The 24,608-nt window shown below is 40.2% G+C and carries 19 protein-coding genes; 12 read left to right on the top strand and 7 right to left on the bottom strand.

Going from position 1 to position 24,608, the window contains the following annotated elements; all coding sequences use genetic code 11:
- Positions 1 to 12 precede the first annotated feature (12 nt).
- Positions 13 to 981, bottom strand: coding sequence for a hypothetical protein (locus PTRA_RS16300; RefSeq protein ID WP_058374732.1), 969 nt, complete (start codon positions 979 to 981; stop codon positions 13 to 15).
- A complete protein-coding gene (locus PTRA_RS16295) occupies positions 978 to 1,526 on the bottom strand; it encodes an SLOG cluster 4 domain-containing protein (protein ID WP_058374731.1) in 549 nt (182 codons plus the stop codon). The genes PTRA_RS16300 and PTRA_RS16295 overlap by 4 nt, the downstream gene beginning before the upstream one ends.
- Positions 1,527 to 2,542: 1,016 nt before the next feature.
- On the opposite strand from PTRA_RS16295, the gene PTRA_RS16290 reads away from it, so the two are divergent.
- A complete protein-coding gene (locus tag PTRA_RS16290) occupies positions 2,543 to 3,427 on the top strand; it encodes a LysR family transcriptional regulator (protein ID WP_083497548.1) in 885 nt (294 codons plus the stop codon).
- A 115-nt stretch (positions 3,428 to 3,542) separates the two neighbouring features.
- Here the strand turns inward: PTRA_RS16290 and trhP are convergent, their stop codons facing one another.
- Entirely contained in the window at positions 3,543 to 4,949 is a 1,407-nt protein-coding gene (gene trhP / locus PTRA_RS16285; RefSeq protein WP_058374729.1) for a prephenate-dependent tRNA uridine(34) hydroxylase TrhP, read from the bottom strand.
- 273 nt (positions 4,950 to 5,222) lie between these two features.
- On the opposite strand from trhP, the gene PTRA_RS16280 reads away from it, so the two are divergent.
- From PTRA_RS16280 to der, 10 genes are all read left to right on the top strand, one after another.
- Positions 5,223 to 6,839, top strand: a complete 1,617-nt coding sequence (locus PTRA_RS16280; RefSeq protein ID WP_237113506.1) for an esterase/lipase family protein — start codon at positions 5,223 to 5,225, stop codon at positions 6,837 to 6,839.
- A gap of 143 nt (positions 6,840 to 6,982) precedes the next feature.
- Positions 6,983 to 7,414 carry a nucleoside-diphosphate kinase gene (ndk, locus tag PTRA_RS16275; protein ID WP_011329780.1) on the top strand — a complete coding sequence of 144 codons (432 nt, stop codon included), beginning with the start codon at positions 6,983 to 6,985 and terminating at the stop codon, positions 7,412 to 7,414.
- A gap of 169 nt (positions 7,415 to 7,583) precedes the next feature.
- Positions 7,584 to 8,714, top strand: a complete 1,131-nt coding sequence (gene rlmN / locus PTRA_RS16270; protein ID WP_058374728.1) for a dual-specificity RNA methyltransferase RlmN — start codon at positions 7,584 to 7,586, stop codon at positions 8,712 to 8,714.
- 146 nt (positions 8,715 to 8,860) lie between these two features.
- A complete protein-coding gene (gene pilW / locus PTRA_RS16265; RefSeq protein WP_058374727.1) occupies positions 8,861 to 10,591 on the top strand; it encodes a type IV pilus biogenesis/stability protein PilW in 1,731 nt (576 codons plus the stop codon).
- Complete coding sequence (locus PTRA_RS16260; protein WP_058374726.1) at positions 10,588 to 11,451, top strand: RodZ domain-containing protein; 864 nt, start codon at positions 10,588 to 10,590, stop codon at positions 11,449 to 11,451. The genes pilW and PTRA_RS16260 overlap by 4 nt, the downstream gene beginning before the upstream one ends.
- Positions 11,452 to 11,456: 5 nt before the next feature.
- Positions 11,457 to 12,575 (top strand): flavodoxin-dependent (E)-4-hydroxy-3-methylbut-2-enyl-diphosphate synthase, encoded by a 1,119-nt coding sequence (gene ispG / locus PTRA_RS16255; RefSeq protein ID WP_058374725.1) that lies wholly within the window; start codon positions 11,457 to 11,459, stop codon positions 12,573 to 12,575.
- A 179-nt stretch (positions 12,576 to 12,754) separates the two neighbouring features.
- Positions 12,755 to 14,035, top strand: a complete 1,281-nt coding sequence (hisS, locus tag PTRA_RS16250) for a histidine--tRNA ligase (protein WP_058374724.1) — start codon at positions 12,755 to 12,757, stop codon at positions 14,033 to 14,035.
- 46 nt (positions 14,036 to 14,081) lie between these two features.
- On the top strand, positions 14,082 to 14,702 hold the full coding sequence (locus PTRA_RS16245; RefSeq protein WP_058374723.1) for a YfgM family protein: 621 nt from the start codon (positions 14,082 to 14,084) through the stop codon (positions 14,700 to 14,702).
- A 10-nt stretch (positions 14,703 to 14,712) separates the two neighbouring features.
- Positions 14,713 to 15,891 carry an outer membrane protein assembly factor BamB gene (gene bamB, locus PTRA_RS16240; RefSeq protein WP_011329773.1) on the top strand — a complete coding sequence of 393 codons (1,179 nt, stop codon included), beginning with the start codon at positions 14,713 to 14,715 and terminating at the stop codon, positions 15,889 to 15,891.
- Between the two features lie 93 nt (positions 15,892 to 15,984).
- The gene (gene der, locus PTRA_RS16235; protein WP_011329772.1) at positions 15,985 to 17,448 is read left to right on the top strand and encodes a ribosome biogenesis GTPase Der; all 1,464 of its coding nucleotides are present in this window, start codon (positions 15,985 to 15,987) and stop codon (positions 17,446 to 17,448) included.
- An 89-nt stretch (positions 17,449 to 17,537) separates the two neighbouring features.
- Here the strand turns inward: der and PTRA_RS16230 are convergent, their stop codons facing one another.
- Positions 17,538 to 18,125 carry a DUF4202 domain-containing protein gene (locus PTRA_RS16230; protein WP_058375146.1) on the bottom strand — a complete coding sequence of 196 codons (588 nt, stop codon included), beginning with the start codon at positions 18,123 to 18,125 and terminating at the stop codon, positions 17,538 to 17,540.
- A gap of 184 nt (positions 18,126 to 18,309) precedes the next feature.
- Here PTRA_RS16230 and PTRA_RS16225 point away from each other — a divergent pair, with 184 nt between their 5' ends.
- Complete coding sequence (locus PTRA_RS16225) at positions 18,310 to 20,037, top strand: DUF885 domain-containing protein (protein ID WP_058374722.1); 1,728 nt, start codon at positions 18,310 to 18,312, stop codon at positions 20,035 to 20,037.
- Between the two features lie 54 nt (positions 20,038 to 20,091).
- On the opposite strand, the gene PTRA_RS16220 is transcribed toward PTRA_RS16225, so the two are convergent.
- From PTRA_RS16220 to ilvD, 3 genes are all read right to left on the bottom strand, one after another.
- Positions 20,092 to 20,553 carry a TlpA family protein disulfide reductase gene (locus PTRA_RS16220; RefSeq protein WP_058374721.1) on the bottom strand — a complete coding sequence of 154 codons (462 nt, stop codon included), beginning with the start codon at positions 20,551 to 20,553 and terminating at the stop codon, positions 20,092 to 20,094.
- A 120-nt stretch (positions 20,554 to 20,673) separates the two neighbouring features.
- Entirely contained in the window at positions 20,674 to 22,626 is a 1,953-nt protein-coding gene (locus PTRA_RS16215) for a hypothetical protein (protein WP_058374720.1), read from the bottom strand.
- Positions 22,627 to 22,816: 190 nt separating this feature from the next.
- Positions 22,817 to 24,496, bottom strand: a complete 1,680-nt coding sequence (gene ilvD, locus PTRA_RS16210) for a dihydroxy-acid dehydratase (protein ID WP_058374719.1) — start codon at positions 24,494 to 24,496, stop codon at positions 22,817 to 22,819.
- Positions 24,497 to 24,608: the final 112 nt, after the last annotated feature.

Below are 24,608 nucleotides of genomic sequence, written 5' to 3'. Positions count from 1 at the left end.
ATCCTTGGTTTCTTATCCATCAAAATTATCACTGACTAATGAAAATATACGGGAACCGTTTGTGTGGCTAAAATCATAGAAGTGTTCAATATCCAATGAAGCTAAATTGATCTGATAAACTCCCGTGCGAGTATTCTTTACTGGACTATTAAGCCAGTTTGTCCGATTAGTTTCCTTATGAATAGCAGTGACCGCTATAAATAAAGCATCATTAGCAACTAATAAACCTCGACACCACCCTTTGAACTTTGCTACCCGAAATAGATCAAAAAACAATTCAAAATTAAAAGGTAGCGATAGCTTAGAACGAAACACTTTCCCTGAAACAGTGGTTATCCAAATATACTTCTTGTCGATAAAGCCATCATGGGGTTGTTCAGGTAATTTATTACTGAGTGGCTCTAGAGTTTTAGCGTCAATTAAGCATTTTTTTTTAAAACTTGTTACGATAACTTTGTTATCAAGTTCTTTACCCACTGTGATCACATGATTGACATGCAGAGCATCAGGCACCTTACGTAGGTGAAAATCAACTTTTATCGCTTCATTATCGTAATAATCACCTTGAGGTTTATATTCCCCTTTAATCCTTGATGATATTTCTTCTGTTGGAAGAAACTCTAATCGGCTAACAGGCTGTAATTGATTGTCTAAAACATCGATACAATCACGCCCTGTATTAGCTATATGAATGAAGTGACCATCAAAGCTAACATGATGTAAATCATTGTATTGTTCGTCTGTATTTATTTTTTTTAACTCGCATAATTTACGGTCAATAATAAATACACGATTAAAATCACAACCCACAAGCAAGTCATTGCTAATCCATGTAACACTGGTAAAACCTTTGCCAGCAACATCTCTCTCAGAGGAAGGTAGGGTGGCTAATAAACTCTTTTTCTTTGTCTCTGTATCTAATTGCCACAACTCACTTTTTGGACTTCCGAAAAAGTAACTTATTGGGATGAGTAATTTCATCGATTATGGCCACTGTCTATGGAACCACTTTTTGACTCAAGCAAAGACAATTTTTGAAGCGTTATTCTTAACTCATCTAAACTACTAATATGATAAAGCTTTGAATTACAACGTTGGTCCAAATACTCATCGGTCAATTTATCAGCCCAGCCTCCAGAACCTTTAATCAAGAGTATTGGCTTGTTTATTTGGGATGCTAGAGCTATCTCACTTAAAGTCCCCGCACCACCACCCAAAACGACAACAGCAAAACCGCTAGAGACAACTAGCTGATTACGACCAATATCTAACCCAGATGGTATAATAATATCTGTGTACTTATTTGCTGTACTCTCTTTAAAGGATGGAAGTATACCGATTGTTTGACTTGGTTCAGTCCCTGATTTATGCCCTTTACAGCTGGCTTCCATTACGCCACCCAAACCACCACAAACCAGATGAAAGCAAAGATCATTAATAATTAAGCCTACGGCCTCAGCCATATTCTGTAATTGAGACGATTTTATCTTAGCATTACCGATGACAGATACTTGAGGAAATGACAACTTACTACTCCCTGTAAAAGGAGAATTATACCTAATTCACTCTTAATCAATCAATATTCTTAATAGATAAACTCAATCCTGTATAACGAATACTGAATTAAAATACCTTTTAGAGTCCTAAAATTGAATCGCTATTCCAAAGAGAACGTTAAACTCTTAAAATTTAAACTAGGTAGTACTAGGCAGCTTGACTTAAATAAATTTAAATAACTGAAGTGGTAAAAAACTAATTAATCTCCACCGTAAATTGTTTAGTAAGTTTGTGCTTTTAATTTTTTAGTTAATACAATTTGCCTTTTTAAGTTACTTTTAAGATACTAACCAAGTGCTAACGAGTTACGTAAAATCGTAGCACAAGCCATAGCACGACAAAGTAACAACCTGTTTTTAAAGACTTTAATTGAAAACCTTATAACTATCGCAGTTAATGCATTTACTATTTATAAGTAAAGCCACTCATAAGCCCCTTCAATTAAAATCATTATTAAACATAGAGATAGAGTTAAACAAAATGTTTTCTGACTGTTTTTAATACAAGCCCAGTTCAATACAAAACCTTTGTTTTTCATTAAATCGTAGCACACATTCGTAACACACCGTTTTACTTTTGGGTGTAAATTACAGCCGCGAATTATGCCTATTTTTCTCTGTTGCTTTGTTGATCTTAATCAATATAAATCGCCGCAAGGCCTTTATTTGTATAGGTTAAACTAATGGGCTAAAAAACTACTCAAGCTTCTGGGCAGAAACCGAAAGGCAATCCGTGTTTGGTATTTATGCGTCGCTATAGGCTATTTATGGCAATAACATATACTCGGCACGGCTTTATTTAAAAGCTCAAGCCACTGCTGCAAATTAAACCTTAAAAAATAAACTCGCCGCAACGTATTTATAAAAGTTAAAAACGCTTTTATAAATCACTACTTTTAACATCTAATGATATTTAACAACACCGCTGTTATGATTAAACCTAACTTCAACAATATTAAGTTTTGATATGATAGGCGGTTTTAATAATGCCTAATTACTCTCTTGATGATTTACGTCATTTTTGCACTATAGTGAAATTAGGTAGCTTTAAAAAAGCATCCGAAAGCCTAAATGTATCATTATCAACCTTAAGCCGCAGAATACGTTTATTGGAGCAAACTCTACAGTTAACCTTACTTAATCGAGACGCTCATCGCGTTACATTAACCCATACAGGGGAGCTATATTACGCTCGTTACTGCAAACTGTTTGAGGAAGTAGACGCCATAGAGCAAGCATTATCTGATGAGAAGCAGCAACCAAAAGGTAAAATTAGAATTTCTGCGCCAATTTACATGGGCAAGCATTTTTTAAGCGCTATTTTTTGTGATTTTTTACTGCAATATCCAGAAATACAGTTAGATTTACGTTTTTCAAATGACTTAATTGATATCGAAAATAAAGGCATTGATATTGCCTTTAGAGTACGAAACCCAGCTATTGATAATTGGGTTATTAGGGAGTTGAAGCTCACTCATAATATAATATGTGGCCGCCCTAACCAAACCACTCATTTAATTACCCACCCTGAGCAATTAGAAGAACAACCTAAAGTTATTTGCTTAGGATTAGCCCCGTGGCAATTAAAAAACAAGCTGACTAATAAAGAGTATAACGTTGAGCCAAACAAACACATTAGGCTTGAAGTTGATGAAATTCAAATAATGAAACATGCCGTAGAATCGGGTGTTGGCATTAGTTATATACCTGATTATATTGCATTGCCATTAATAGAGTCTGGAACGCTTGAGCGTATTCTTCCAGACTGGCAAAGTGAAGGGCAGCCTTTTTCTATGGTTTATCGCGACAGAAAACAAATCCCTCATCGTGTGAGGTTACTAATAGACTATACTTTGCAGCACTTTAGCTAAAGCGCTGCAAAGTATGTTTTTTAATAACTGAGCCTTAGTACCATAGCGCTAATAAAGCCGCTTTTATCAATTATTATAGGCACTAATTTTGTGTTGTTTATTCAAACTGTAATTTCTAAACGGCTTGCTTAAACGGATTACGAGTATCTTGATGCTCATCAAGATTACGCATTAAAATAGCGTATGCTAAATCAAGCGTTTGAGGCAGCGCTATTTTAACAATATGGCCTGAACCTTTAGCATCGCTAATACTTTCACCTTTTTTATTTTCCATCTGCTCAAGTACAAAACTAATATTATCTTGTGGGGTCATTAACTCTAATGAATGGCCAACACAAAACTTATTTTTTACATCAATATCAACTAAGCCGTTAGCATCTCTACCCAGCACTTCGCCAACAAACTGTTGTTTAGTTGATACCGAATGGCCGTATTCATAATTTTGATAGTCTTGGTGCGCATGGCGCTTTAAAAAGCCTTCGGTGTAGCCTCTGTGGGCTAAGTTTTCTAAGGTTTTAAATAAGTTGGTATCAAACGGGCGACCCGCTACTGCGTCATCAATTGCTTTGCGATAAACCTGCGCGGTGCGTGCTACATAATAAAAAGACTTAGTGCGCCCTTCTATTTTTAAGCTATGTATGCCCATTTGGGTAAGCTGCTCTACATATTGTACTGCTCGTAAATCTTTTGAGTTCATAATATAAGTACCATGCTCATCTTCATAAGCTGGCATATATTCACCGGGTCGACCTTGCTCCTCTAACATGACTATTTCGCTGCTAGGTGCGCCTTCACCAAGCGTAGGTATGATACTTTTAGGATCGAACTTATGTACCATTTCGCCCGTTTCGTTTTCAACGCCCGGTTTTACATCGTAATCCCAACGACAAGCATTAGTGCATGTACCTTGATTTGGATCGCGTTTGTTTATGTAACCCGACAATAAACAGCGTCCAGAATACGCCATACACAAGGCACCATGGACAAATATTTCCAGCTCGGTATTTGGGCAAAGCCTGCGTATTTCGGCAATCTCTTCTAGCGACAGTTCGCGCGATAAAATAACTCGCTCAATCCCCTGTTTTGCCCAAAATTGTACACTCGCGTAATTTACCGCATTCGCTTGTACCGATAGATGAATAGGCATAGTCGGCCATTTTTCACGCACTAACATAATTAAACCCGGATCAGACATGATCAGCGCATCGGGCTGCATAGCAATAACCGGCTCAATGTCGCGTAAATACGAGTTAACTTTAGCGTTATGCGGCGCAATATTAGATACCACATAAAACTTTTTATTCAGTGCATGCGCTTCATCTATGCCTACTTTTAATGTTTCAAGATCAAACTCATTATTACGCACTCTTAAGCTATAGCGTGGCTGCCCTGCATATACTGCATCGGCGCCATAGGCAAAGGCATAGCGCATGTTTTTTAAGCTGCCCGCGGGCGATAATAGTTCAGGGGTAAACGCAAACGGCGGCGTGTTTTTTGAAGAGTTAGCAGTAGTTGATAGCATGAGCGCTCCATACATAAAACTGGTTACAAGCCAGTTGCATGAATAATTAAATAGCAAAGCGCGGCAGTATATAGAGTATTAATTTAAGGATAATTGATCAGCATCATGTACTAAGCATTTAGCGTTAAAAGCAGTAACTAGCCATGAAGAAATCATGTTTATTATAAATGCTAACAGGCAAGTTAATGTGTTAATAGACGTTTAACACTTGAGAAAATAACGACTAAGGTGTAGATTTTAATATTGTTTTTATAATTTTTTAGCACTGTGATTATGGTTCGACTATTCTTTATTACTGCAATTTTTATTATGCTCAATGGCTGTTCATCTGGGCGTTTTTTGCAATTTAAAGAACAACAGCCACAAATTAGCAACGCGTTAGGCTATGCTGTTTTACCTAATTTAGCGCCCTTATCGCTAGGCGCGTTACACAGCCATTGTCTGAGCGTGAGTGATGATACTGATATTGGCCTAGTATTGAGCCTACAATGCGCGCAAACTCTGTTGGCTAGGCCGCAATTACCCCCTCATTTAAAAACGTATGCACTGAGCCTCTACAACAGCTCTATTTATAAACTACTAAAAAGCGATCCCGCACAGTCAAATCTTGTTTCAATTGCAATAAACGGTGAAAAACAGTTTACCTTTGTAAGTAACCTATTACCTTTAGAGCCACGCCTTGCGGCTAAAACACTGGGTGAGTTGGGTGTTGCTTTAGTAGTAAAAAAGCAGCAGCCCGACAACCAAAAAGCCAAGTTTTATCCTGAAGAAGGTATTTACCGCGCCTATAATGCCAAGTTAAAAACAATTGAAACACAGGGTTTAACCTACCTAGTTACCATAGATATTGAACAACAAAACAACACCAAAGAAATTAGCTTAGGAAATAATCGCTACGCATTAAGTTTTTCACCCGCAGCAAGTTTTTTAATGCTGCTAGAAAATGCCACCATAGACCAATTTAGTTGGCTAGGTTTTGTCTCTGCCAGCGAAGCCGAAAAGCGTCGTGGTATATTTTCACTTGCCCAATTAACTGCTGACAAAGAACCATTAGTAATGATCCACGGTTTAAATTCTGATCCACTGATTTGGCGTTACTTAACCATGGCCATATTAAATGATGCAGTATTAAGCCAACGTTATCAAATTTGGCATGTGTATTATCCCTCTGGCCCACCACCGTTTTATAATGCCATGAGAGTGCGCCATTTACTTAGTGAGCTGAGCCAAGTTGCTAGCGGGAAACAAGGCTTTGAGCGCGCAACAATAATTGGCCACAGTATGGGCGGAGTGATCAGTAAAACATTAACAACAAATAGCAACTACGCATTGTGGGACGCCACTTTTACTGACAGACCCGAACTGCTACTCAATGAAAAACAACGCGATATTAAAGATATTTTTGTGTTTGAGCCGGTGTTTAACTACAACCGTGTATTCTTTTTAGATACTCCACATCGCGGCTCCAGTATTGCCAGCTCAGCATTAGGCTACATAGGGGCATCCTTGGTTACTTTGCCACTGGAATTTACTGGCCTTTTTAAAGCACTTATCGACAAGGTTGGCATAGCTAAACTAACTAAAGGTATGCTGCCTTTTTTAAAAGATTATGGTCCAAATAGCGTACAAGTACTCAGACCAGGGCACCCTTTAATGGATGCGTTGGGCACATTACCCGTGCAAGGAGAAGCGTATAATATTATTGGCTCTACTAATCGTCTAATCTGCGATTCAAGCGATGATTGCAGTAATATCAGCGACAGTGTGGTCGACTACCCTAGCGCTTATTACGACAAAGCTAAAGAGACTATTATAGTTAAATCGAGCCATAACTCCTTTCAAAACCCTAGTGCAATTGAGTATATTTTAACAAAATTAAAATCGCAGTAAGCGCACAAAACAAAATATAAATAAAGCCTGCTAAATATATTCAAAGATGGTTATTAATAATAATTAGTATTTTTACGTTAAAACGCGTATAATTCGCGCCCGTTAATATTCACACTTTCACTTAAAATTATTGGAGCATTAAGATGGCTTTAGAACGTACTTTCTCAATCGTAAAACCTGATGCAGTTGCTAAAAACCACATCGGCGCTATCTACAACCGTTTCGAAACTGCTGGCCTTAAAATCGTTGCAGCTAAAATGGTTCACCTTTCACAAGAGAAAGCTGAAGGCTTCTACGCTGAACACAGCGAACGTCCTTTCTTCGGTGCTTTAGTATCTTTCATGACATCTGGCCCAGTAATGGTTACCGTTCTTGAAGGCGAAAACGCTGTTCTTAAAAATCGTGAAATCATGGGTGCTACTAACCCTGCAGACGCGCTAGCAGGCACTTTACGTGCAGACTACGCTGACAGCATCGACGAAAACGCTGTTCACGGCTCTGACGCTGTTGAATCTGCTGCTCGCGAAATCGCGTATTTCTTCGCTGACGAAGAGCTTTGTTCACGTACTCGTTAATTCGAACTCGTTAACATATTGAAAAGGGCTTTCGGGCCCTTTTTTAGTCATTATGTAAGGTATTAATCAGTAAACTTATAATGTTTTACTTAATGATTAAGCTGAGTGAATTGTGTACAATTCGTCCTCGTAAATTTTTATCTCCACCGTCACCGATTGAGGTTGTTTCATGACCGAACAAAAAAAGATTAACTTATTAGATTTAAACCGAGAAGGGATGCGCGAGCTATTTGCATCGTTCGGTGAAAAGCCGTTTCGTAGTGACCAGGTGATGAAATGGATTTATCATTTTGGCGTAGACAACTTCGACGATATGAGCAACGTAAACAAAAAGCTTAAAGAAAAACTTAAAGCTGAATGCGAAATTGTTGCCCCAGAAATATCAGTGCGTCAACAAGCTAAAGATGGCACTATCAAATACGCATTAGTGCTTGAAGGCGGCCAAGAAGTAGAAGCTGTTTGGATCCCTGAAAAAGAACGCGCTACGTTATGTGTATCATCGCAAGTTGGTTGTGCGCTTGAATGTACTTTTTGCTCTACAGCGCAACAAGGCTTTAACCGTAACTTAAAAGTATCTGAAATTATTGGCCAGGTTTGGCGTGTAGCTAAAGATATTGGCCTTGATGGGCATAGCGGAAAACGCCCGGTAACGAACGTAGTTATGATGGGCATGGGTGAGCCGCTTCTTAACGTTAAAAACGTGGTCCCAGCAATGGAACTAATGTTGGACGATTGGGGCTTTGGTTTATCTAAGCGCCGCGTTACATTAAGTACTTCTGGCGTGGTACCGGCTCTGGATTTACTAAAAGAAAAAATTGACGTAGCACTGGCTATTTCATTGCATGCTCCCGATAACGCACTGCGCGATATTTTAGTGCCCGTTAATAAAAAATACCCTATTGAAGAGTTTTTAGCGGCGTGTCGTCGTTATATCGATGGTTCGAAAGCCAATAAAGACGTAACCGTTGAATACGTTATGCTCAATGGTATTAACGACAGCACCGACCAAGCGCACGCATTGGTACAAACGCTTAAAGGTACTCCTTGTAAGGTAAATCTTATTCCGTTTAACCCATTTCCGGGTAACGAATACACGCGTTCGAGTAATAGTCGTATTGACCGTTTTTCTAAGGTTTTACAAGCAGCCGGCATTACTTGTATTGTACGTCGCCCTCGCGGTGATGATATTGATGCAGCCTGTGGTCAATTAGCTGGCGATGTCGTTGATAGAACAAAACGCATGGCTAAAAAGAAAATGCGTGACGATAACGCGATTGCCGTTAATATTCACCAAGCATAACCTCATCTCTAAATAGCAATCAGTCTTAATTAATACTCCACATCAAGACTGATTGCTTTTAAGTCGTTTATTTTTAAATAATTGATGCAACATAGATGCTTTTAGGTAAGATAGGCGCTATGGACAAAAAATAAAGAGACAAGGTAATGCGACCTTTACTAGTTTTAACTATATCTACGCTCGCCTTAGGCGGTTGCGTTACAGAAAATAGTTATAACGGCAGTGATAAACCCGTTGTCGAAAATAAAATTAATAGCGCAGGCGCAGCTCGAACTCGCATTGCCCTTGCTTTACAATATTTAAATACGGGTAATAACTCTCAAGCAAAATATAACCTTGAACGTGCCAGCGAATATGCGCCAAACCTACCCGAAGTCCACTACTCTTTGGCTTATTACTATCAACAAGTTGGTGAAAAAAAACTTGCCGATTTAGCCTATCAAAAAGCACTTGCTATTAAACCTAACGATCCTAATACCTTAAATAACTATGGGGTATTTTTATGTGGCATAAATGAATACGACCGTGCTACTGATCAGTTTTTAAAAGCAATCGCAATACCTAGCTATATTCGTGTTGCCCAAAGCTACGAAAACCTAGCTTTGTGCGCCATAGAATTTGACGATTTTGAAAACGCCGAAACTTATTTTCAGCAAGCAATAAATCACAGTTCTCAGCGCGCTTCAACGCTGATTAGCTTAGCGGCTTTATATTACGCTAAAAGCGATTTATACAAAGCAAGTGCATTGTTAAAGCGTTACGACGATACCGCGCAAATATCAGCGCGTGCTTTATTACTTAATTATTTAATTAAACAGCGCATGGGTAAAATTGAAGAGGCAGAGAAAATTGCCGCAACTATCCTACAAACTTACCCAAGTAGTGATCAGGCTTTTGCGATTAGAGATAGCCAGATAAAACAAACCGAATTTGAAGTATTGCGCGAAAAATACCGTCAAGCGCAGCTTAATGAATTAAAGCAAGATGGTAGCGAAGCGCAATTAAGCTCACAGCCTAAAATAAAAATAATTCGTAAAAAGCGTCCATCACAAAATGACTCAACAAGCTTAATTAGTGCTAATAAAACGCCCGTTGCCACAGTAACAGACCCAGCGGCAGTAATAGCCGAAGTTAAACTAGCTCAGCCGTCGAGCAAAACTGTCGCATCGACAAGCCAGGCGAACGCTGCGCTTAACGCAAAACCAATAACAAACTCAACAAAACAAGCTATTGTTAGCCCTTTAAGCGCGCAGCCTGAGACACCTCCAAGCAACTTGCCTGCAGCACAGGTTGCAGCTAATAATAACGTTAAAATAATTTCTTTTGGCGCTCCTCAACCTGCTGATAACAGCGCTAATAAAGCAAATACAACAAACACTACTTCCAGCCAAACGAGTGCTCAACCTAGTAGTAATGGTCAGGTGGTTTTTTATAAGCCCACTAAAAACGCAGATGTATTTGCTAGCAATAACAGCAACGAACTTGACACCATAGAGCTGAGAAATGCGCCAACAAGTAACGACAATAAGCTACCTATGCTCAATCCTAAGGTTGCGCCGCTTACAGTACCGTTTCATATTATAGAGTTTGGTGAAAACCTATTTAGCATTTCGGTACGATACAATGTTAAACTACAAAAGCTCCTACTATGGAATGGATTAAAAGAGTCAGATCGGGTAATGAATGGCAGTAAAATTTACCTTAACGATCCTAATATTTATTATGAAATTAAAGCTGGTGATACCCTTTTTGAAATAGCTACCCAGCGGCAGGTATTAATTGATGAATTAATGCGATGGAATAAATTAAGTCCTGATATAGCACTAACACCAGGGCACAATCTTTTACTAGTGGATCCAGACTCATACCTATTATGAATGAAGAAATTACTCAGCCCCAAAGCGAACAACCTTCTCTTGGGCAAATATTAAAAACACACAGAGAAAACGCTGACATTAGCCTTGCTACTATGGCAACACATTTAAAACTGACTGTGTTACAAATACAGCGCATGGAAAATGATGAATATCAACTACTTGGCCCTACAACCTTTGTAAAAGGGTATATAAAAAATTATTGCCGAGAGCTAAAAATTGATCATACACCTATTTTGGCTATGTTGCCTGCACCTACAACGCCTGAAAAACCCGTTGATATGCAGAGTTTTTCGCGTCGTACCGAAAAAGAAGCTAACGACAGCCGTTTAATGATTGCCAGCTATATTATTTTAGCCATTGTAATTGGCTCCTCTGCCTTGTGGTGGTGGCAAACTGCTATGCCTATTGAAGAGCAAACGAGTAATATTAATGTTGAAAACTCGATAATGAGTGAACAACAAGAGCAGGCTGCGCAAAGTAATATTGACGCATCACAGCAGCAAGTTCTGGAAAAAAATAATGTAGCATTACCGCAAAGTGAGCAATTAAGCGCGCTACCTAGCACTAATAGTACAAATAACACCGCCGCCCCAGCCCCAAATGAAGCAAACAATAGCAGTACTATCGTTATGCTTTTTAATGATGAGAGCTGGGTAGAAATTTATGATGCCGAAGGTGAAAAAATTGCGTTTGGAGTAAAAAAAGCGGGCTATGAAATGACCTTAACAGGCATAGCTCCTTTTTCAGTTGTGCTGGGTAAGCATGATGCAGTTAATATTACTCTAAACGGTGAAGCTGTTGATCTATCAGCTTTTCCAAAAAATCGTTTAGCTAAATTTAAATTACCACTAGCAGAGTAGCCGCTATGTTTTCAGAATCCCCAATAAAACGCAGAAAATCAACCCGTATTAATGTTGGTAATGTACCTATAGGTGATGGCGCTCCCATTGCCGTGCAGTCAATGACTAACACCGACACTATGGATGTAGATGCAACCGTAGCGCAGATTCAGGCAATACAAGATGCCGGCGCCGATATAGTGCGCGTATCTGTGCCCACTATGGACGCCGCCGAAGCGTTTAAAAGCATTAAAGAGCAAGTATCTATACCGTTAGTAGCCGATATTCACTTTGATTACCGTATTGCCTTAAAAGTGGCAAAATATGGCGTAGATTGTCTGCGTATTAACCCTGGTAATATTGGCAGCGAAGAGCGAATTAGAGCTGTGGTTGACGCGGCTCGCGAGCACAATATTCCTATTCGTATTGGTGTCAATGGCGGCTCATTAGAGCGTGATTTACAAGAAAAATACGGCGAGCCATCGCCCGAGGCATTATTAGAGTCGGCAATGCGCCATGTAAATATATTGCGCCGTTTAGACTTTGATCAATTTAAAATATCGGTAAAAGCGTCTGACGTGTTTTTAGCTGTCGGTGCTTATCGCTTGCTTGCAAAAGAAATAGATCAACCTCTGCATTTAGGTATCACCGAAGCCGGTGGCATGCGCTCAGGTTCGGTTAAATCGGCAGTCGGTTTAGGCATGTTGCTTGCCGAAGGGATTGGCGATACGCTACGTGTTTCGTTGGCAGCCGATCCGGTGCAAGAAATTAAAGTTGGTTTTGATATTTTAAAATCACTGCGTATTCGCTCTCGCGGTATTAACTTTATTGCGTGCCCTAGTTGCTCTCGCCAAGAGTTTGATGTAGTTAGCACCATGAACCAATTAGAAGAGCGCTTAGAGGATATTATTGAACCGGTTTCGGTCTCAGTGATTGGCTGTGTAGTAAACGGCCCTGGCGAAGCATTGGTAAGTGATATTGGTTTAGCCGGCGCGAGTCGTCGCTCAGGATTATATATAAATGGCGAACGCCAAAAAGCCCGTATTGATAACAATAATATTGTTGAACAACTTGAAGGCTACGTGCGCGATTTTATTGCAAAAAAACAAAACCAAACACCTATCGATATTAAAATCGTTGAGTAACACCTTTAATTAGTTAGTTTGGCCTTTATTTAAATTATGCTATCGCTGGGTAACTTAGCGATAGCGCGCCTCTAAGCTCGCATTTACGTGTAAATTAGGGTTATAATATCGGGTCAATTTTTTTAGTTTTATGTTGTCGCAGTCAAGCATTGTACAACAACAGTTTTTAGGATTTAGCAGTGGCAAAACAAATTCAAGCAGTTCGCGGTATGAACGATTGCCTACCGGGCGATACTCAAGTTTGGCAAAAAGTAGAAAATATTTTACGCGAAACCGTTGCGTCGTTCGGTTATCAAGAAATTCGTTTTCCAATTGTAGAATCAACCGACCTATTTAAACGCTCTATTGGTGAAGTAACCGATATAGTAGAAAAAGAAATGTACACCTTTGCCGATCGTAATGGCGACTTACTTACGCTTCGCCCTGAAGGCACCGCCGTGTGTGTACGCGCAGGAAACGAAAATGGCTTACTGTATAACCAAGAACAACGCCTTTGGTATATGGGCCCAATGTTTCGCCATGAACGTCCGCAAAAAGGCCGCTATCGCCAGTTTCACCAATTTGGTTTAGAAACCTTTGGTATTGCGAGTGCCGACATTGATGCAGAAGTTATTTTACTTACAGCGCAATTATGGGAATCGTTTGGGATTAGCGAACATGTACGTTTAGAACTTAATTCGTTAGGTTCAAACGAAGCACGTGCCAATTACCGTGATGCACTGGTTGTCTATCTTGAGCAACACCTTGATGTACTTGACGAAGATTCAAAGCGTCGTATGTATTCAAACCCACTACGTGTACTTGATAGTAAAAACCCTGACGTGCAAGCTATTTTAACTAATGCACCTAAGCTATCTGAGCATTTAGACACTGAATCAAAAGAACATTTTGCAAATTTATGTGAACGTTTAGACGCAGCTGGCGTCAAATACACGATTAACGAAAAACTGGTACGTGGTTTAGATTATTACAACCGCACTGTGTTTGAATGGATCACCGACAGCTTAGGCGCGCAAGGTACTGTGTGTGCCGGTGGGCGTTACGATGGCTTAGTTGAGCAACTAGGCGGAAAAGCGACCCCTGCAGTAGGTTTTGCAATGGGCCTTGAGCGCTTAGTACTACTACTACAAGCACTTGAGTGTGTAGGTGACATTCGTCGCAGTGCTGATGTATATTTAGCATCAATGGGCGACAAAGCCAGTATTCAAGCACCTATTATTGCGGCTCAGCTTCGACGCGATGTGCCAAATTTGCGCGTTATGGTGCACGCTGGCGGCGGTAACTTTAAAAAACAATTAAAACGTGCTGATAAAAGCGATGCTCTCGTTGCTGTTATTATCGGTGAAGATGAATTAGAACAAGGCGTTGTGACCATTAAGTATTTACGCGAACGTAAAGAACAAGTCACATTAGAATTAGAACAAGCTAAAGCGCTATTAGCAGAGCTTATTAATAGCTAATATTTAATAAAAGCATATTAATGCCAACGCTATCACAGAGGTAAAAATGGATATTTATTCAACAGAAGAACAACAAGCAGAAGCCATTAAGCGCTTTTTCCGTGAGAACGGCCTTTCTCTTGCGCTAGGTGTAATTGTAGGTTTAGGTGGTTTATATGGCTGGAAAGCGTATAACCAAAACCAAATAACCACAGCTGAGCAAGCATCAGACGCTTACACAGCATTGGTTTCAAGCGACAGTGTATTATCGTCAGCTGATACTTTTATTAGCGAAAATGAAAATACCAACTACGCAACCTTAGCTGCATTTGTAGCGGCTAAAGATGCTGTAGAAGCAAATAAGCTAGACGTCGCAAGCGAAAAGCTAAGCTGGATAGTGTCTAACGTAAAAAACGATGAGTTAAAAGCCATTGCTATTACACGCCTAGCTCGTATTCAAATTGCCCAGCAGCAGTATGATGAAGCACTAACGTCGTTAAATGCATCATTACCTGACGCATTTTCTGCTAATGTTGCAGAGCTTAAAGGTGATATTTACACTAAGCAAGGCGACAAAAAGCAAGCTCGCGTAGCATATCAAGCTGCGGTTGATGCCGGTGGACTAACCAGTAATCCGCTACTACAAATTAAGTTAGATGACCTAGCAGTAACAAGCCCAGCGGCATAAGGTTTTAGCTATGAAAAAAATAACAATCGCAACGCTTGCACTTTGCATGGCAACTTTAATGGGTTGCTCGTCAAGTGATGACGAAGAAGAACTGGTTTTGCCTGAAATAGCCAACCAGTTTGAAACTAATATTGTATGGCAAGAATCAATTGGTAATGGTGTAGAGCATTATTTTTCACGCTTATCACCTGCTGTATATAAAGATACTGTATACGTTGCTAACCGCGAAGGCCAAGTAAAAGCGCTTAAGCTAGAAAATGGCGATACACTGTGGAAAAGCGATGTGCGCCAAGATGTGTCGTTTTGGCCATGGGCCGATAACGATAGTGCAAAATTATCGGGCGGAATATTACAAGCTTATGGTAAAATATATTTAGGTTCAGAGCATGGCTATGTTATTGCCCTAGATCGTGAAACTGGTGAAGAAGTTTGGCGTAAAAACGTACCCGGTGAAGCACTTTCAAAACCAGCTGCCGGTGACGGTTTGGTATTTGTAAATTTAGCTTCGGGTAAGTTATTAGCCCTTCACCCTGATACGGGTGAAGAACGCTGGCGCTTTGAGCAAGAAGTACCCGCGCTAACCTTACGTGGACAAAGCGCGCCTACTGTTGCAAATGGCGGTGTATTAGTTGGTCTAGAAACCGGCAAATTAAGCGTATTAATTTCAGACAGTGGTTACTCTGCATGGAGTGCCGAAATTGCAGTTGCTAAAGGTGCTTCAGAGTTTGAGCGTCTAGTTGATGTAGACACGCAACCACTTATTAGCGGCCCATACGCTTATGCTATTGCCTATAACGGCAACCTAGCAGCAGTTGATATTCGTTCTGGTAATATTGTATGGAAACGTGAGTACAGCAGTTATCGCGATATTGCCATGGATGCACAAAGTATTTATGTAGTAGATAGCAACGGTGTTATTTACGCATTGGATAAAGATTCAGGTATTGAACGTTGGAGCCAACCCGCTCTACGTGGTTGGTATTTAACAGGCCCTGCAGTTGCAGGTGAATATTTAGCGTTAGGGGATCAAGAAGGTAACCTACATTGGCTAAATAAAGTCACTGGCGAGCTAGTATCTCGTGAAGACTTTGACAGTTCAGGCTTTTTTGTTGAGCCTGTTGTTGCCAACGATAAACTGATTTTATATACCCGAGATGGGGAAGTTAGTGCGGTACAAATACCAAACTAACTTATGATTATTAGTATAACCCACTAATAGTTAATTATTTTTTGTAAGGCTTCGCAACGCGAAGCCTTTTGTTGTTTTTTAAAGAGGTAGTTTATGCTTCCCGTGATCGCTCTAGTGGGGCGACCCAATGTGGGCAAATCCACATTATTTAACCGTTTAACACGTACTCGTGACGCGCTTGTAGCCGATTTTCCAGGTTTAACTCGTGATAGAAAATATGGCCAAGCAAATTACGATGGCTATGAATTTATCGTGGTAGACACGGGCGGTATTGATGGTTCTGAAGAAGGCATTGAAATCGAAATGGCTGATCAGTCTCTGCTCGCCATTGAAGAAGCCGATATAGTACTGTTTTTAGTTGATGCCCGTGTTGGTATGACAGTAGCTGACCAAGCCATTGCTAATCACTTGCGCAAGCAAGAGAAAAAATGCTTTGTGGTTGCTAACAAAACCGACGGTATTGACGCCGATTCAAACTGCGCTGAGTTCTATCAATTATCGCTGGGCGAAATTCATCATATTGCTGCATCACATGGCCGCGGTATTACGTTATTACTTGAGCAAACGCTACAGCCTTTAATTGCTGAATTAGCGGCGCTTGATGAAGATGTAAGTAACGATGATGAAGAGCTTATCGATTTATACCAAGAAGACAGTGAAGATGACTCTCATCAAGCATTTGCAGATAAACCGGTAAAGCTAGCCATTATTGGTCGCCCTAACGTAGGCAAGTCAACACTTACCAACCGTATACTCGGTGAAGAACGTGTAATTGTTTACGATATGCCAGGTACAACCCGCGATTCTATTTATATTCCGATGACCCGTAACGACAAAGAATATATTTTAATCGACACAGCGGGTGTGCGTAAGCGTAAAAAAGTAAGCGACGTGGTTGAAAAGTTCTCAGTGATTAAAACCCTACAAGCAATTGAGGATTGTAACGTAGTGTTATTAGTAGTTGATGCTCGTGCGGGTATTTCTGATCAAGATTTAAGCTTATTAGGTTTTGCACTTAACTCTGGCCGTTCACTGGTTATTGCGGTGAACAAATGGGATGGCTTAGACGATTATGTTAAAGATCGTATTAAATCAGAACTAGACCGTCGCTTAGGCTTTATCGACTTTGCCCGCCTACACTTTATATCGGCATTACACGGTACTGGCGTAGGTCATTTATTTGAGTCGGTAGATGAAGCTTACGAGTCAGCTACTAAGCGTATAAGCACCGCAATGTTACGTCGTATTATGGACATGGCACAAGCGGATCATCAGCCACCACTTGTTCGTGGTCGCCGTGTTAAGCTTAAATATGCGCATGCCGGTGGTTATAACCCACCACGTATCGTTATTCATGGTAACCAAGTTCATGATTTACCTGATAGCTATAAACGCTACCTAATGAACTACTACCGTAAAGCACTGAAAATTATGGGCACACCTATCAAAATCGAATTTAGAGAAGGTGATAACCCATTTGCCGGACGTGTTAATAAAATAACACTATCGCAAAAACGTAAAATTCGTGCGTTTAGTAAAGAAAACCGTAACAAATAGGTACTAGGTACTAGGTACTAGGTACTAGGTACTAAAATATTAAATGGCGTATATTAAATGTACGCCATTTTTTTGTTTAAAATAAAGTATTACGCAACCGCTTTATGAATAAGCCCAACTAACGGTTCGGGTAATATAATATTACCAGCAAGCACAAAATCACGCGCCTCTACTGACATTTTTTGCCACGTACGACGAATAATGCCTAGCCATTTTTGTTCATCATAATCTGGTTTGGTACTGGTAAATGCCAGCATGTAATGTTCAATAAACACCAAACTTGCTACATCTTCAACGAGTTGGCTATCTGGGTTGCGTTTAATATCTTGCTTAGCAACCGCGGCATAAACCCGCTGTTGCTGCGCTTCATTAAAGCCAACTTGTTGCATCAACTCAATTACCCTTGAGGCATGAAATATATAAAGTGCACTACGCCACTGATGATACCCCTGCTTATTCATAGCAAAGTTACTGCGCGGCGACTGCCAGCGTTCAATATGCTGGCCGCGTACTGCTATTTGCATAAGCTCATCAGCATTAGGGTTAAAACGCGCTAACATTTCGCTCATACGAGTTGCGTATAAACTTTCTTTTGGCAGGCTCTGAGCATTGTATATTTCAGTATTAGGGTCTTGCCTATTTGCTTGATCAATTAAAGTTATTACTTGGTTAAGCATTGTTTTATCAGGTGCGCTATTTAACATGGTACTTATATTTAAATTGGGTTTACTTTACACCATTCTAAGCCGCTAAAAACGAATAAGCGAGTACTGAAAGTTAACCGCACTAACAAAGTGTTATCTATAAACAGCACGTGTTAATCTTGAACGATAAAAATTAACTCGCTAAAACGAGATAAACATGTTCAAAAAAAGTATTTTAGCTATTTGCTTAACCCTAGTTTCGCTGCCAAGTATGGCTGATAACAATACCGATTTAAAAAATATAATTGATAAACATTGGCAACACGCCCAAGCCGAAAAAATATTTTTTCGTACCGATCCCGACGGCTGGAAACCCAATGGCAAGTTAGCTAATTGGACCGAGCACGCTATTGCTCAGCGTCAACAGTACAATGATGCCGTGCTCGACAATTTAAAAAACATTGATCCTAGCAAGCTCAGCGACGCGCAATTAATGAATTACCGATTATTTAAATATGAACGAGAAACCGAGCAACAAAGCTATCTATTTCAGGATAAGTATTTTCCAGTAAACTTTTTAAGCGGCTGGCATACCTACTTTGCTGAAGCACCGGCCAATATGGCATTTTTAACTGCTAATGATTATGATAACTTTTTAGTCAGCCTTGCCGACTACCCTCGTTTTAATAAAGAAAACATTAACTTGATGAAAGCAGGGATTAAAAATGGTTATACGCACTACTGTAAAACCTTTGAAAATTACAGCAGTAGCATTAGCGCTCATATCGTTAAAAAACCTGAAAACAGCGCCTTATACGAGCCCTTTACCCGGATTCCGAGTACGTTTAGTGCAGAGCAAAAAGCCACATATCAAAACAAAGCAAAAGCTTTAATTAGCTCAAAAGTAGTACCTGCTTATCAGTACTTTTACGACTTTTTTGAAAACGATTACATGCCTAATTGCAGAGCCGAGCCTGGTATTTCAAGTGTTAAAGATGGCCTTGATTATTATAAATATACGGTAAATCATTACACCACCACCAATGCCACGCCAAAACAAATACACGAACTTGGCTTAAAGGAAGTCGCACGTATAAAAACGCAAATGCAAAACATCATTGATAAAGTGGGCTTTGCTGGCACTTACGCTGAGTTTTTAGAATTTTTAGCGAACGATGAGCAATTTTACGCAACAGACGCGCAAGACTTGCTCGAAAAAACCGCTTTCATTACCCAAAAAATGTATGGCAAGTTACCCACCTATTTTGGTCATTTACCGCGCAATACCTTTACCATTAAAGGCTCAGCGAGTCGCGGCGCGTTTTATATGCCACCGCCTGATAACCGCTCACCAGGTACTTATTTTTTAGCTTCAACACCGTCCCTACAACCTTTATATAACCTAGAGGCACTGAGTTTACACGAAGCGATTCCTGGGCATCATTTACAAAATGCCGTTGCCATGGAGTTAAATGTTCCTGAGTTTAGACGCACCTTAAGCCACTCTGCATTTGGCGAAGGCTGGGGCTTGTATAGCGAACGTTTAGGCAAAGAAGCTGGATTTTATCAAGACCCTTACAGCGACTTTGGCCGTTTGGGCTACGAAATGTGGCGCGCAGTGCGTTTAGTGGTTGATACCGGTATTCATGCCTTTGGCTGGAGCCGCCAACACGCTATTGATTATTTAGCCAAGCACACAGCCTTACCGCAAAGTGCGGTTGAGGATCAAATAGATCGTTATATTTCTTGGCCAGGCCAAGCACTGTCTTACAAAATGGGCGAGCTAAAAATACGTGAACTGCGCGCAAAAGCCGAAAAAGAACTGGGCGCTAAGTTTGATATACGCCATTTTCACGACACTGTTATCGGTCAAGGTTCACTGCCAATGGCGGTATTAGAAGCGGTAATAAATGAATGGATTACACAGCAAAAATCCGTTATTTGATGTCGGTGGCGCTGATCATTACTCAGCGCCTTTTACCTGCAAGCTCAGTCATTATTAAGGTAGGTTTTTTGTAAGATCTTGTGCAAGTGTGCCCGCTGGTTTTTCAACCATACGTGTTAGTTCTTTGCCATTTTGGCTAACTATAATAGTAGGGGTATATTGTAAATTGTGAGCTTGTGCTACGCCGCTAGCATCTTGCTTGTTGTACCCTACGGCTACAAATTTAATACTCTCTAATTGCACTTTTGACTGATCAAGCAGTTTAATTAAACGCGGAACTTCGCGCGCGCTATCATGGCACCAAGTACCAAACAATACGGTTAACTCCTTCCCCTTTAATTTTTGTATTAGCGTAATATCTTGTTTGGTAGGGGTAAATTTTTTATATTGCTGAGCAAAGTTATCATATTCTGCAAGTAAATCTGCCGCGCTAATTCCCCCAGTATAAGGCGCTGTAGCCCCAAAAGTGGACAGTGGCAAACACAGAAAAAAGAATAAAACTAATTTTTTAAACATTAAGGCGCCTTTTTGTATTAATACTGTGAGTGTTTTATTTACTCTATTTAAGAGTATAAGTTAAGTTGATATACGGCTATTTTACAACCAAAAAAAGTCAATAGCATTACTATAATTAAGCTATTGTTTATTGTTATTCATAAAAAAGTTTACTTGTGATAACTGCGTTAAATACTCGCGTCTTACGTCTTTATTTTCAGCCAGCTTATCTAAATCACCAATTAAGGTAACTAACTTATTATGAGAATGACTGCTGCTTGTTTTAAAGTCGTCTTGCTTTTCGTCACTCTCAACACGCTCTTTTTTATTCATGTTGTAGCTGTTTTCGTTGCTTTCAAGCCAAATATCGTTAATAAGGCGAATGTTACTTTCGTTAGTGGTTTTTTCAGTAAGTGCCATTTTTAGCTCATACTGTGATTTATCTTGGTTGTATTGATAGGTTTTTTTATCAATATCTATTTGCTGGTATTGATCAAGTCCAACTAACTCGTTATTTTTAACGGCGGTATTAATATTGTAACCTTCTTCGCTGTCGTAATAATCGGGCCGGGTATTCTGGTAATCAAAATGACTACTTACGTTTTTACTTTGCGTAACCCCTTTTAGCTCACCTGACTTTTGTTGCTCGGTGGTTTGGTTTAGCGCAACATTACTTTTTGGCTGATAGTCGCCTCTGTCCATAGCAAACTCAAATTTTGCATCAAAGTCAGCTAACTTAGAAATGCCCGCCCCTAAAGAATTTTGCGTACTGTTGCCAAGCCCTTGATAGCGAGGATCGTTCGTGATCATGTTATCGACTAAATCGGCAACCATAGCGCGCCCGTCATTAAATTGCTTATCTGCAAGTGACTCTATACTGCTATAACGTTCAGCCGCCGACGACATACTTGCAAAAGCCCCTTTAAACAATTCAAAGCCTTGTTGCATTGTCTCGTCGCCCTTACGACCAAATGCCGAGTCTTTACTATCTTCGGTACTGTTTACTCGGCTATCTTCTAAGCTTTGATCGAGCGACGCTAAATACTGCTGCATTTGCTGTGTGTCTTTAGCACCAATGGTCGACATATCGAGTGCAAAGTCGATTTCGTTTTGCCCACTTTCTGATTTAAACACAAGTGCTTGCTGGTTCGATGCTTCATCAATTGAGTAACTTAAATCAAGCGTGTTTTCGCCTGTATCAAGCGCATCATTTTGCGTTGTTGAAAACGACACATTAAAACCCGCTAGCTGCTTACTATTAAAGCCTGCTAAAAAGTCTAAACTCATGTCTGTTTGGTTTGGCACTATAATAGGATTAAATGAGTTTTCACTCACTTTAAAAAACTCATCGGCCATTTCGCCAACACCCGCCATAACCTGCGTTAAAGCCGCATGTTCAGCCTCAGATAAATCGCCATTTACTTCGTAACTTATGCCAAAGCTATCAACGGCTTCACCCGTTTTTTCATCGTAACCTTGCGATGAATTAAAAGTGATATTTATTACATCACCCTCTTTGGTTTTTACCGAAAGTTCAAATAAATAGCTATCGTCATCTTCATACTTAGTGCGGTTAAGGCTTTCCATATAAGGATTAAGTGAGCGCTCAACACGCTGCTGACTAGAGGCTAAAAATGATGCTTGTTGATGCCCTAATTGCCCCAGATTAAATAAAATATCACTGGTGTTGCCGTAAGCACCCTGAATATCTGTTACCGATTTATTTAAGCGTTGTATGAGCTTATCGCTATGTTCATTTTTAAGTAGCCCTTCTTGCTGACTCGTTATTACAGTGCGTATAGCTAACTCTTCAGCACTGTAGTGGTAGCTCGATATATTTGCTTTTTTTGCAGGAGTGATCAGCACCGAAAGTTGTTGCTGCAGTAATTGAGCAACTTTTTCGTCGCTAAACTGACTAAGAAAATCGGACGTTATTTTGGGTGAGAGATCGGGTGTTAACTCTGGTATTAATTTTGGCGCTATTTCGAGTGAGCTATGTTGCAGTTTGCTGCTAAGGGTGTGGCTTGCATTATTAACTGGCAGTACTTGCTTTGTTACCAAACTAGAGTGGTTATTTAACCCATTGTTAATCATGATCATCCTTAATCGCAAACTGCTATTAAGTATATATCGGTCGGCCAACTAAAAACTTGAGCGATTTATAACCTTGTTACTTAAATTACAAATAAAGTAACAAGGTTACCTAGGGCGTGTTGATCTTTGCGGATTAAAACTCGCTCTATTTAAGGGAGTTTAATCGCTAATTTTAGCGATTAATTTTGCCTTAATTTGGCTTGTCGGTCACGGCTCCGGTAGAGGCTGAGCTTACTGTTCTGGCATATTTTGCTAGTAATCCGCGGGTGTATTTTGGCGCAGGTTGTTGCCAACGTTGTTTCCTGCTGGCCATTTCTTCATCAGTAATATTAAGAGTCATTTCACGACTTTGCGCGTCAATAGTAATGCTGTCACCATTTTCTACTAGTGCAATAGCGCCGCCTTCGTAAGCTTCTGGTGTAACGTGCCCTACAACAAAACCCCTACTACCACCTGAAAAACGACCATCGGTAATAAGTGCCACATCGTTACCTAAACCTTTACCCATAATAGCTGAAGTGGGGCTTAGCATTTCGCGCATACCTGGGCCACCTTTAGGGCCTTCGTAGCGAATTACTACAACGTCTCCGGCCACTACTTGCCCATCTATAATAGCGGCAAAACCTTGCTCTTCTGAATCATATACTTTTGCGTTGCCGGTAAAGCGTAAACCCTCTTTACCCGTAATTTTTGACACTGCCCCTTCTGGCGCTAAGTTGCCAGCTAATATAACTAAATGGCTGTCTTTTTTAATCGGCTTATCAAAAGGTAAAATAATATTTTGCCCTGCTGGGTAATCTGCTACATCGGCTAAATTTTCGGCCATGGTTTTGCCTGTCACTGTCATACAGTCACCGTGCAGCATACCGGCATCTAATAAACGCTTCATCAGTGGCTGAATGCCACCAATTTCAATCAACTCCGACATTAAATATTGACCGCTTGGGCGCAAGTCGGCAATTACTGGTGTTTTATCGCCAATACGCACAAAGTCATCCAATGTTACTTCAACGCCTACCGCATCAGCCATAGCAATTAAATGCAGCACCGCATTGGTTGAGCCGCCTAAGGTAATGATCAGCGTAATTGCATTTTCAAACGCTTTTTTGGTCATAATATCGGAAGGTTTAATGTCATGCTCTAGCAAATAAACAATCGCTTTACCCGCATCAATACAATCTTGTTTTTTGTTTTGTGAAATAGCATTTTGCGCAGAACTATTTGGCATGCTCATGCCTAAAGCTTCAATTGCTGAGGCTAACGTATTTGCCGTGTACATACCACCACACGAACCGGCCCCTGGTATGGCTGTTTTTTCAATATGTTCTAATTGCGTAATTGGAATATCGCCTGCCGCGTAGCTGCCCACAGCTTCAAATACCGAGACTATATCGGTATGATTTTCACCGGGTAAAATTGTACCGCCGTACACAAATATAGAGGGGCGGTTTAAACGTGCTAAACCCATTAAACAACCCGGCATATTTTTATCACAACCGCCAATAGCAATAATACCGTCGTGGCCCATACCCGCCGATACCGCTTCTATAGAGTCGCAAATTACTTCGCGTGATACTAAAGAATATTTCATCCCTTCGGTGCCCATAGAAATACCATCGGATACGGTAATGGTATTATAAATAACGCTTTTCGCACCGGCGCTATCTACGCCTTTACCCACTTCTTCGGCAAGTGTATTAATGTGCATATTGCACGGCGTTACCATAGACCATGTAGAGGCAATACCAACTTGAGACTTTTTAAAATCGTCATCATTAAAACCTACCGCTCGTAACATAGAACGACTAGGAGCCTGAGCGCTACCATCTACAATTTTTTGTGAATATTTACGTGGTTTTTCAGAAGTCATTTCTTACCTTACCTACTTTTTACAAGGTTTATTAATAGAATAAATTATAAAAACAAGCCCCACCTTGCATAATTAATGCGGTAGGGCTTGCTATAATAGATGATTTTAACTT

The organism is Pseudoalteromonas translucida KMM 520, from assembly GCF_001465295.1.
GTDB lineage: Bacteria > Pseudomonadota > Gammaproteobacteria > Enterobacterales > Alteromonadaceae > Pseudoalteromonas > Pseudoalteromonas translucida.
The sequence above is the reverse complement of the archived record's forward strand: the minus strand, read 5'-3'. Positions and strand labels throughout refer to the sequence as shown.

What these genes read in the sequence shown, in the direction of transcription:
- PTRA_RS16225 (WP_058374722.1), top strand. Translation starts at nt 18,310, where the DNA reads ATGTTCAAAAAAAGTATTTTAGCTATTTGCTTAACCCTAGTTTCGCTG.
- ndk (WP_011329780.1), top strand. Translation starts at nt 6,983, where the DNA reads ATGGCTTTAGAACGTACTTTCTCAATCGTAAAACCTGATGCAGTTGCT.
- ispG (WP_058374725.1), top strand. Translation starts at nt 11,457, where the DNA reads ATGTTTTCAGAATCCCCAATAAAACGCAGAAAATCAACCCGTATTAAT.
- PTRA_RS16280 (WP_237113506.1), top strand. Translation starts at nt 5,223, where the DNA reads ATGGTTCGACTATTCTTTATTACTGCAATTTTTATTATGCTCAATGGC.
- PTRA_RS16260 (WP_058374726.1), top strand. Translation starts at nt 10,588, where the DNA reads ATGAATGAAGAAATTACTCAGCCCCAAAGCGAACAACCTTCTCTTGGG.
- bamB (WP_011329773.1), top strand. Translation starts at nt 14,713, where the DNA reads ATGAAAAAAATAACAATCGCAACGCTTGCACTTTGCATGGCAACTTTA.
- PTRA_RS16220 (WP_058374721.1), bottom strand. Translation starts at nt 20,553, where the DNA reads ATGTTTAAAAAATTAGTTTTATTCTTTTTTCTGTGTTTGCCACTGTCC.
- PTRA_RS16230 (WP_058375146.1), bottom strand. Translation starts at nt 18,125, where the DNA reads ATGCTTAACCAAGTAATAACTTTAATTGATCAAGCAAATAGGCAAGAC.
- PTRA_RS16215 (WP_058374720.1), bottom strand. Translation starts at nt 22,626, where the DNA reads ATGATTAACAATGGGTTAAATAACCACTCTAGTTTGGTAACAAAGCAA.
- rlmN (WP_058374728.1), top strand. Translation starts at nt 7,584, where the DNA reads ATGACCGAACAAAAAAAGATTAACTTATTAGATTTAAACCGAGAAGGG.
- der (WP_011329772.1), top strand. Translation starts at nt 15,985, where the DNA reads ATGCTTCCCGTGATCGCTCTAGTGGGGCGACCCAATGTGGGCAAATCC.
- trhP (WP_058374729.1), bottom strand. Translation starts at nt 4,949, where the DNA reads ATGCTATCAACTACTGCTAACTCTTCAAAAAACACGCCGCCGTTTGCG.
- ilvD (WP_058374719.1), bottom strand. Translation starts at nt 24,496, where the DNA reads ATGACTTCTGAAAAACCACGTAAATATTCACAAAAAATTGTAGATGGT.
- PTRA_RS16290 (WP_083497548.1), top strand. Translation starts at nt 2,543, where the DNA reads ATGCCTAATTACTCTCTTGATGATTTACGTCATTTTTGCACTATAGTG.
- pilW (WP_058374727.1), top strand. Translation starts at nt 8,861, where the DNA reads ATGCGACCTTTACTAGTTTTAACTATATCTACGCTCGCCTTAGGCGGT.
- PTRA_RS16245 (WP_058374723.1), top strand. Translation starts at nt 14,082, where the DNA reads ATGGATATTTATTCAACAGAAGAACAACAAGCAGAAGCCATTAAGCGC.
- PTRA_RS16300 (WP_058374732.1), bottom strand. Translation starts at nt 981, where the DNA reads ATGAAATTACTCATCCCAATAAGTTACTTTTTCGGAAGTCCAAAAAGT.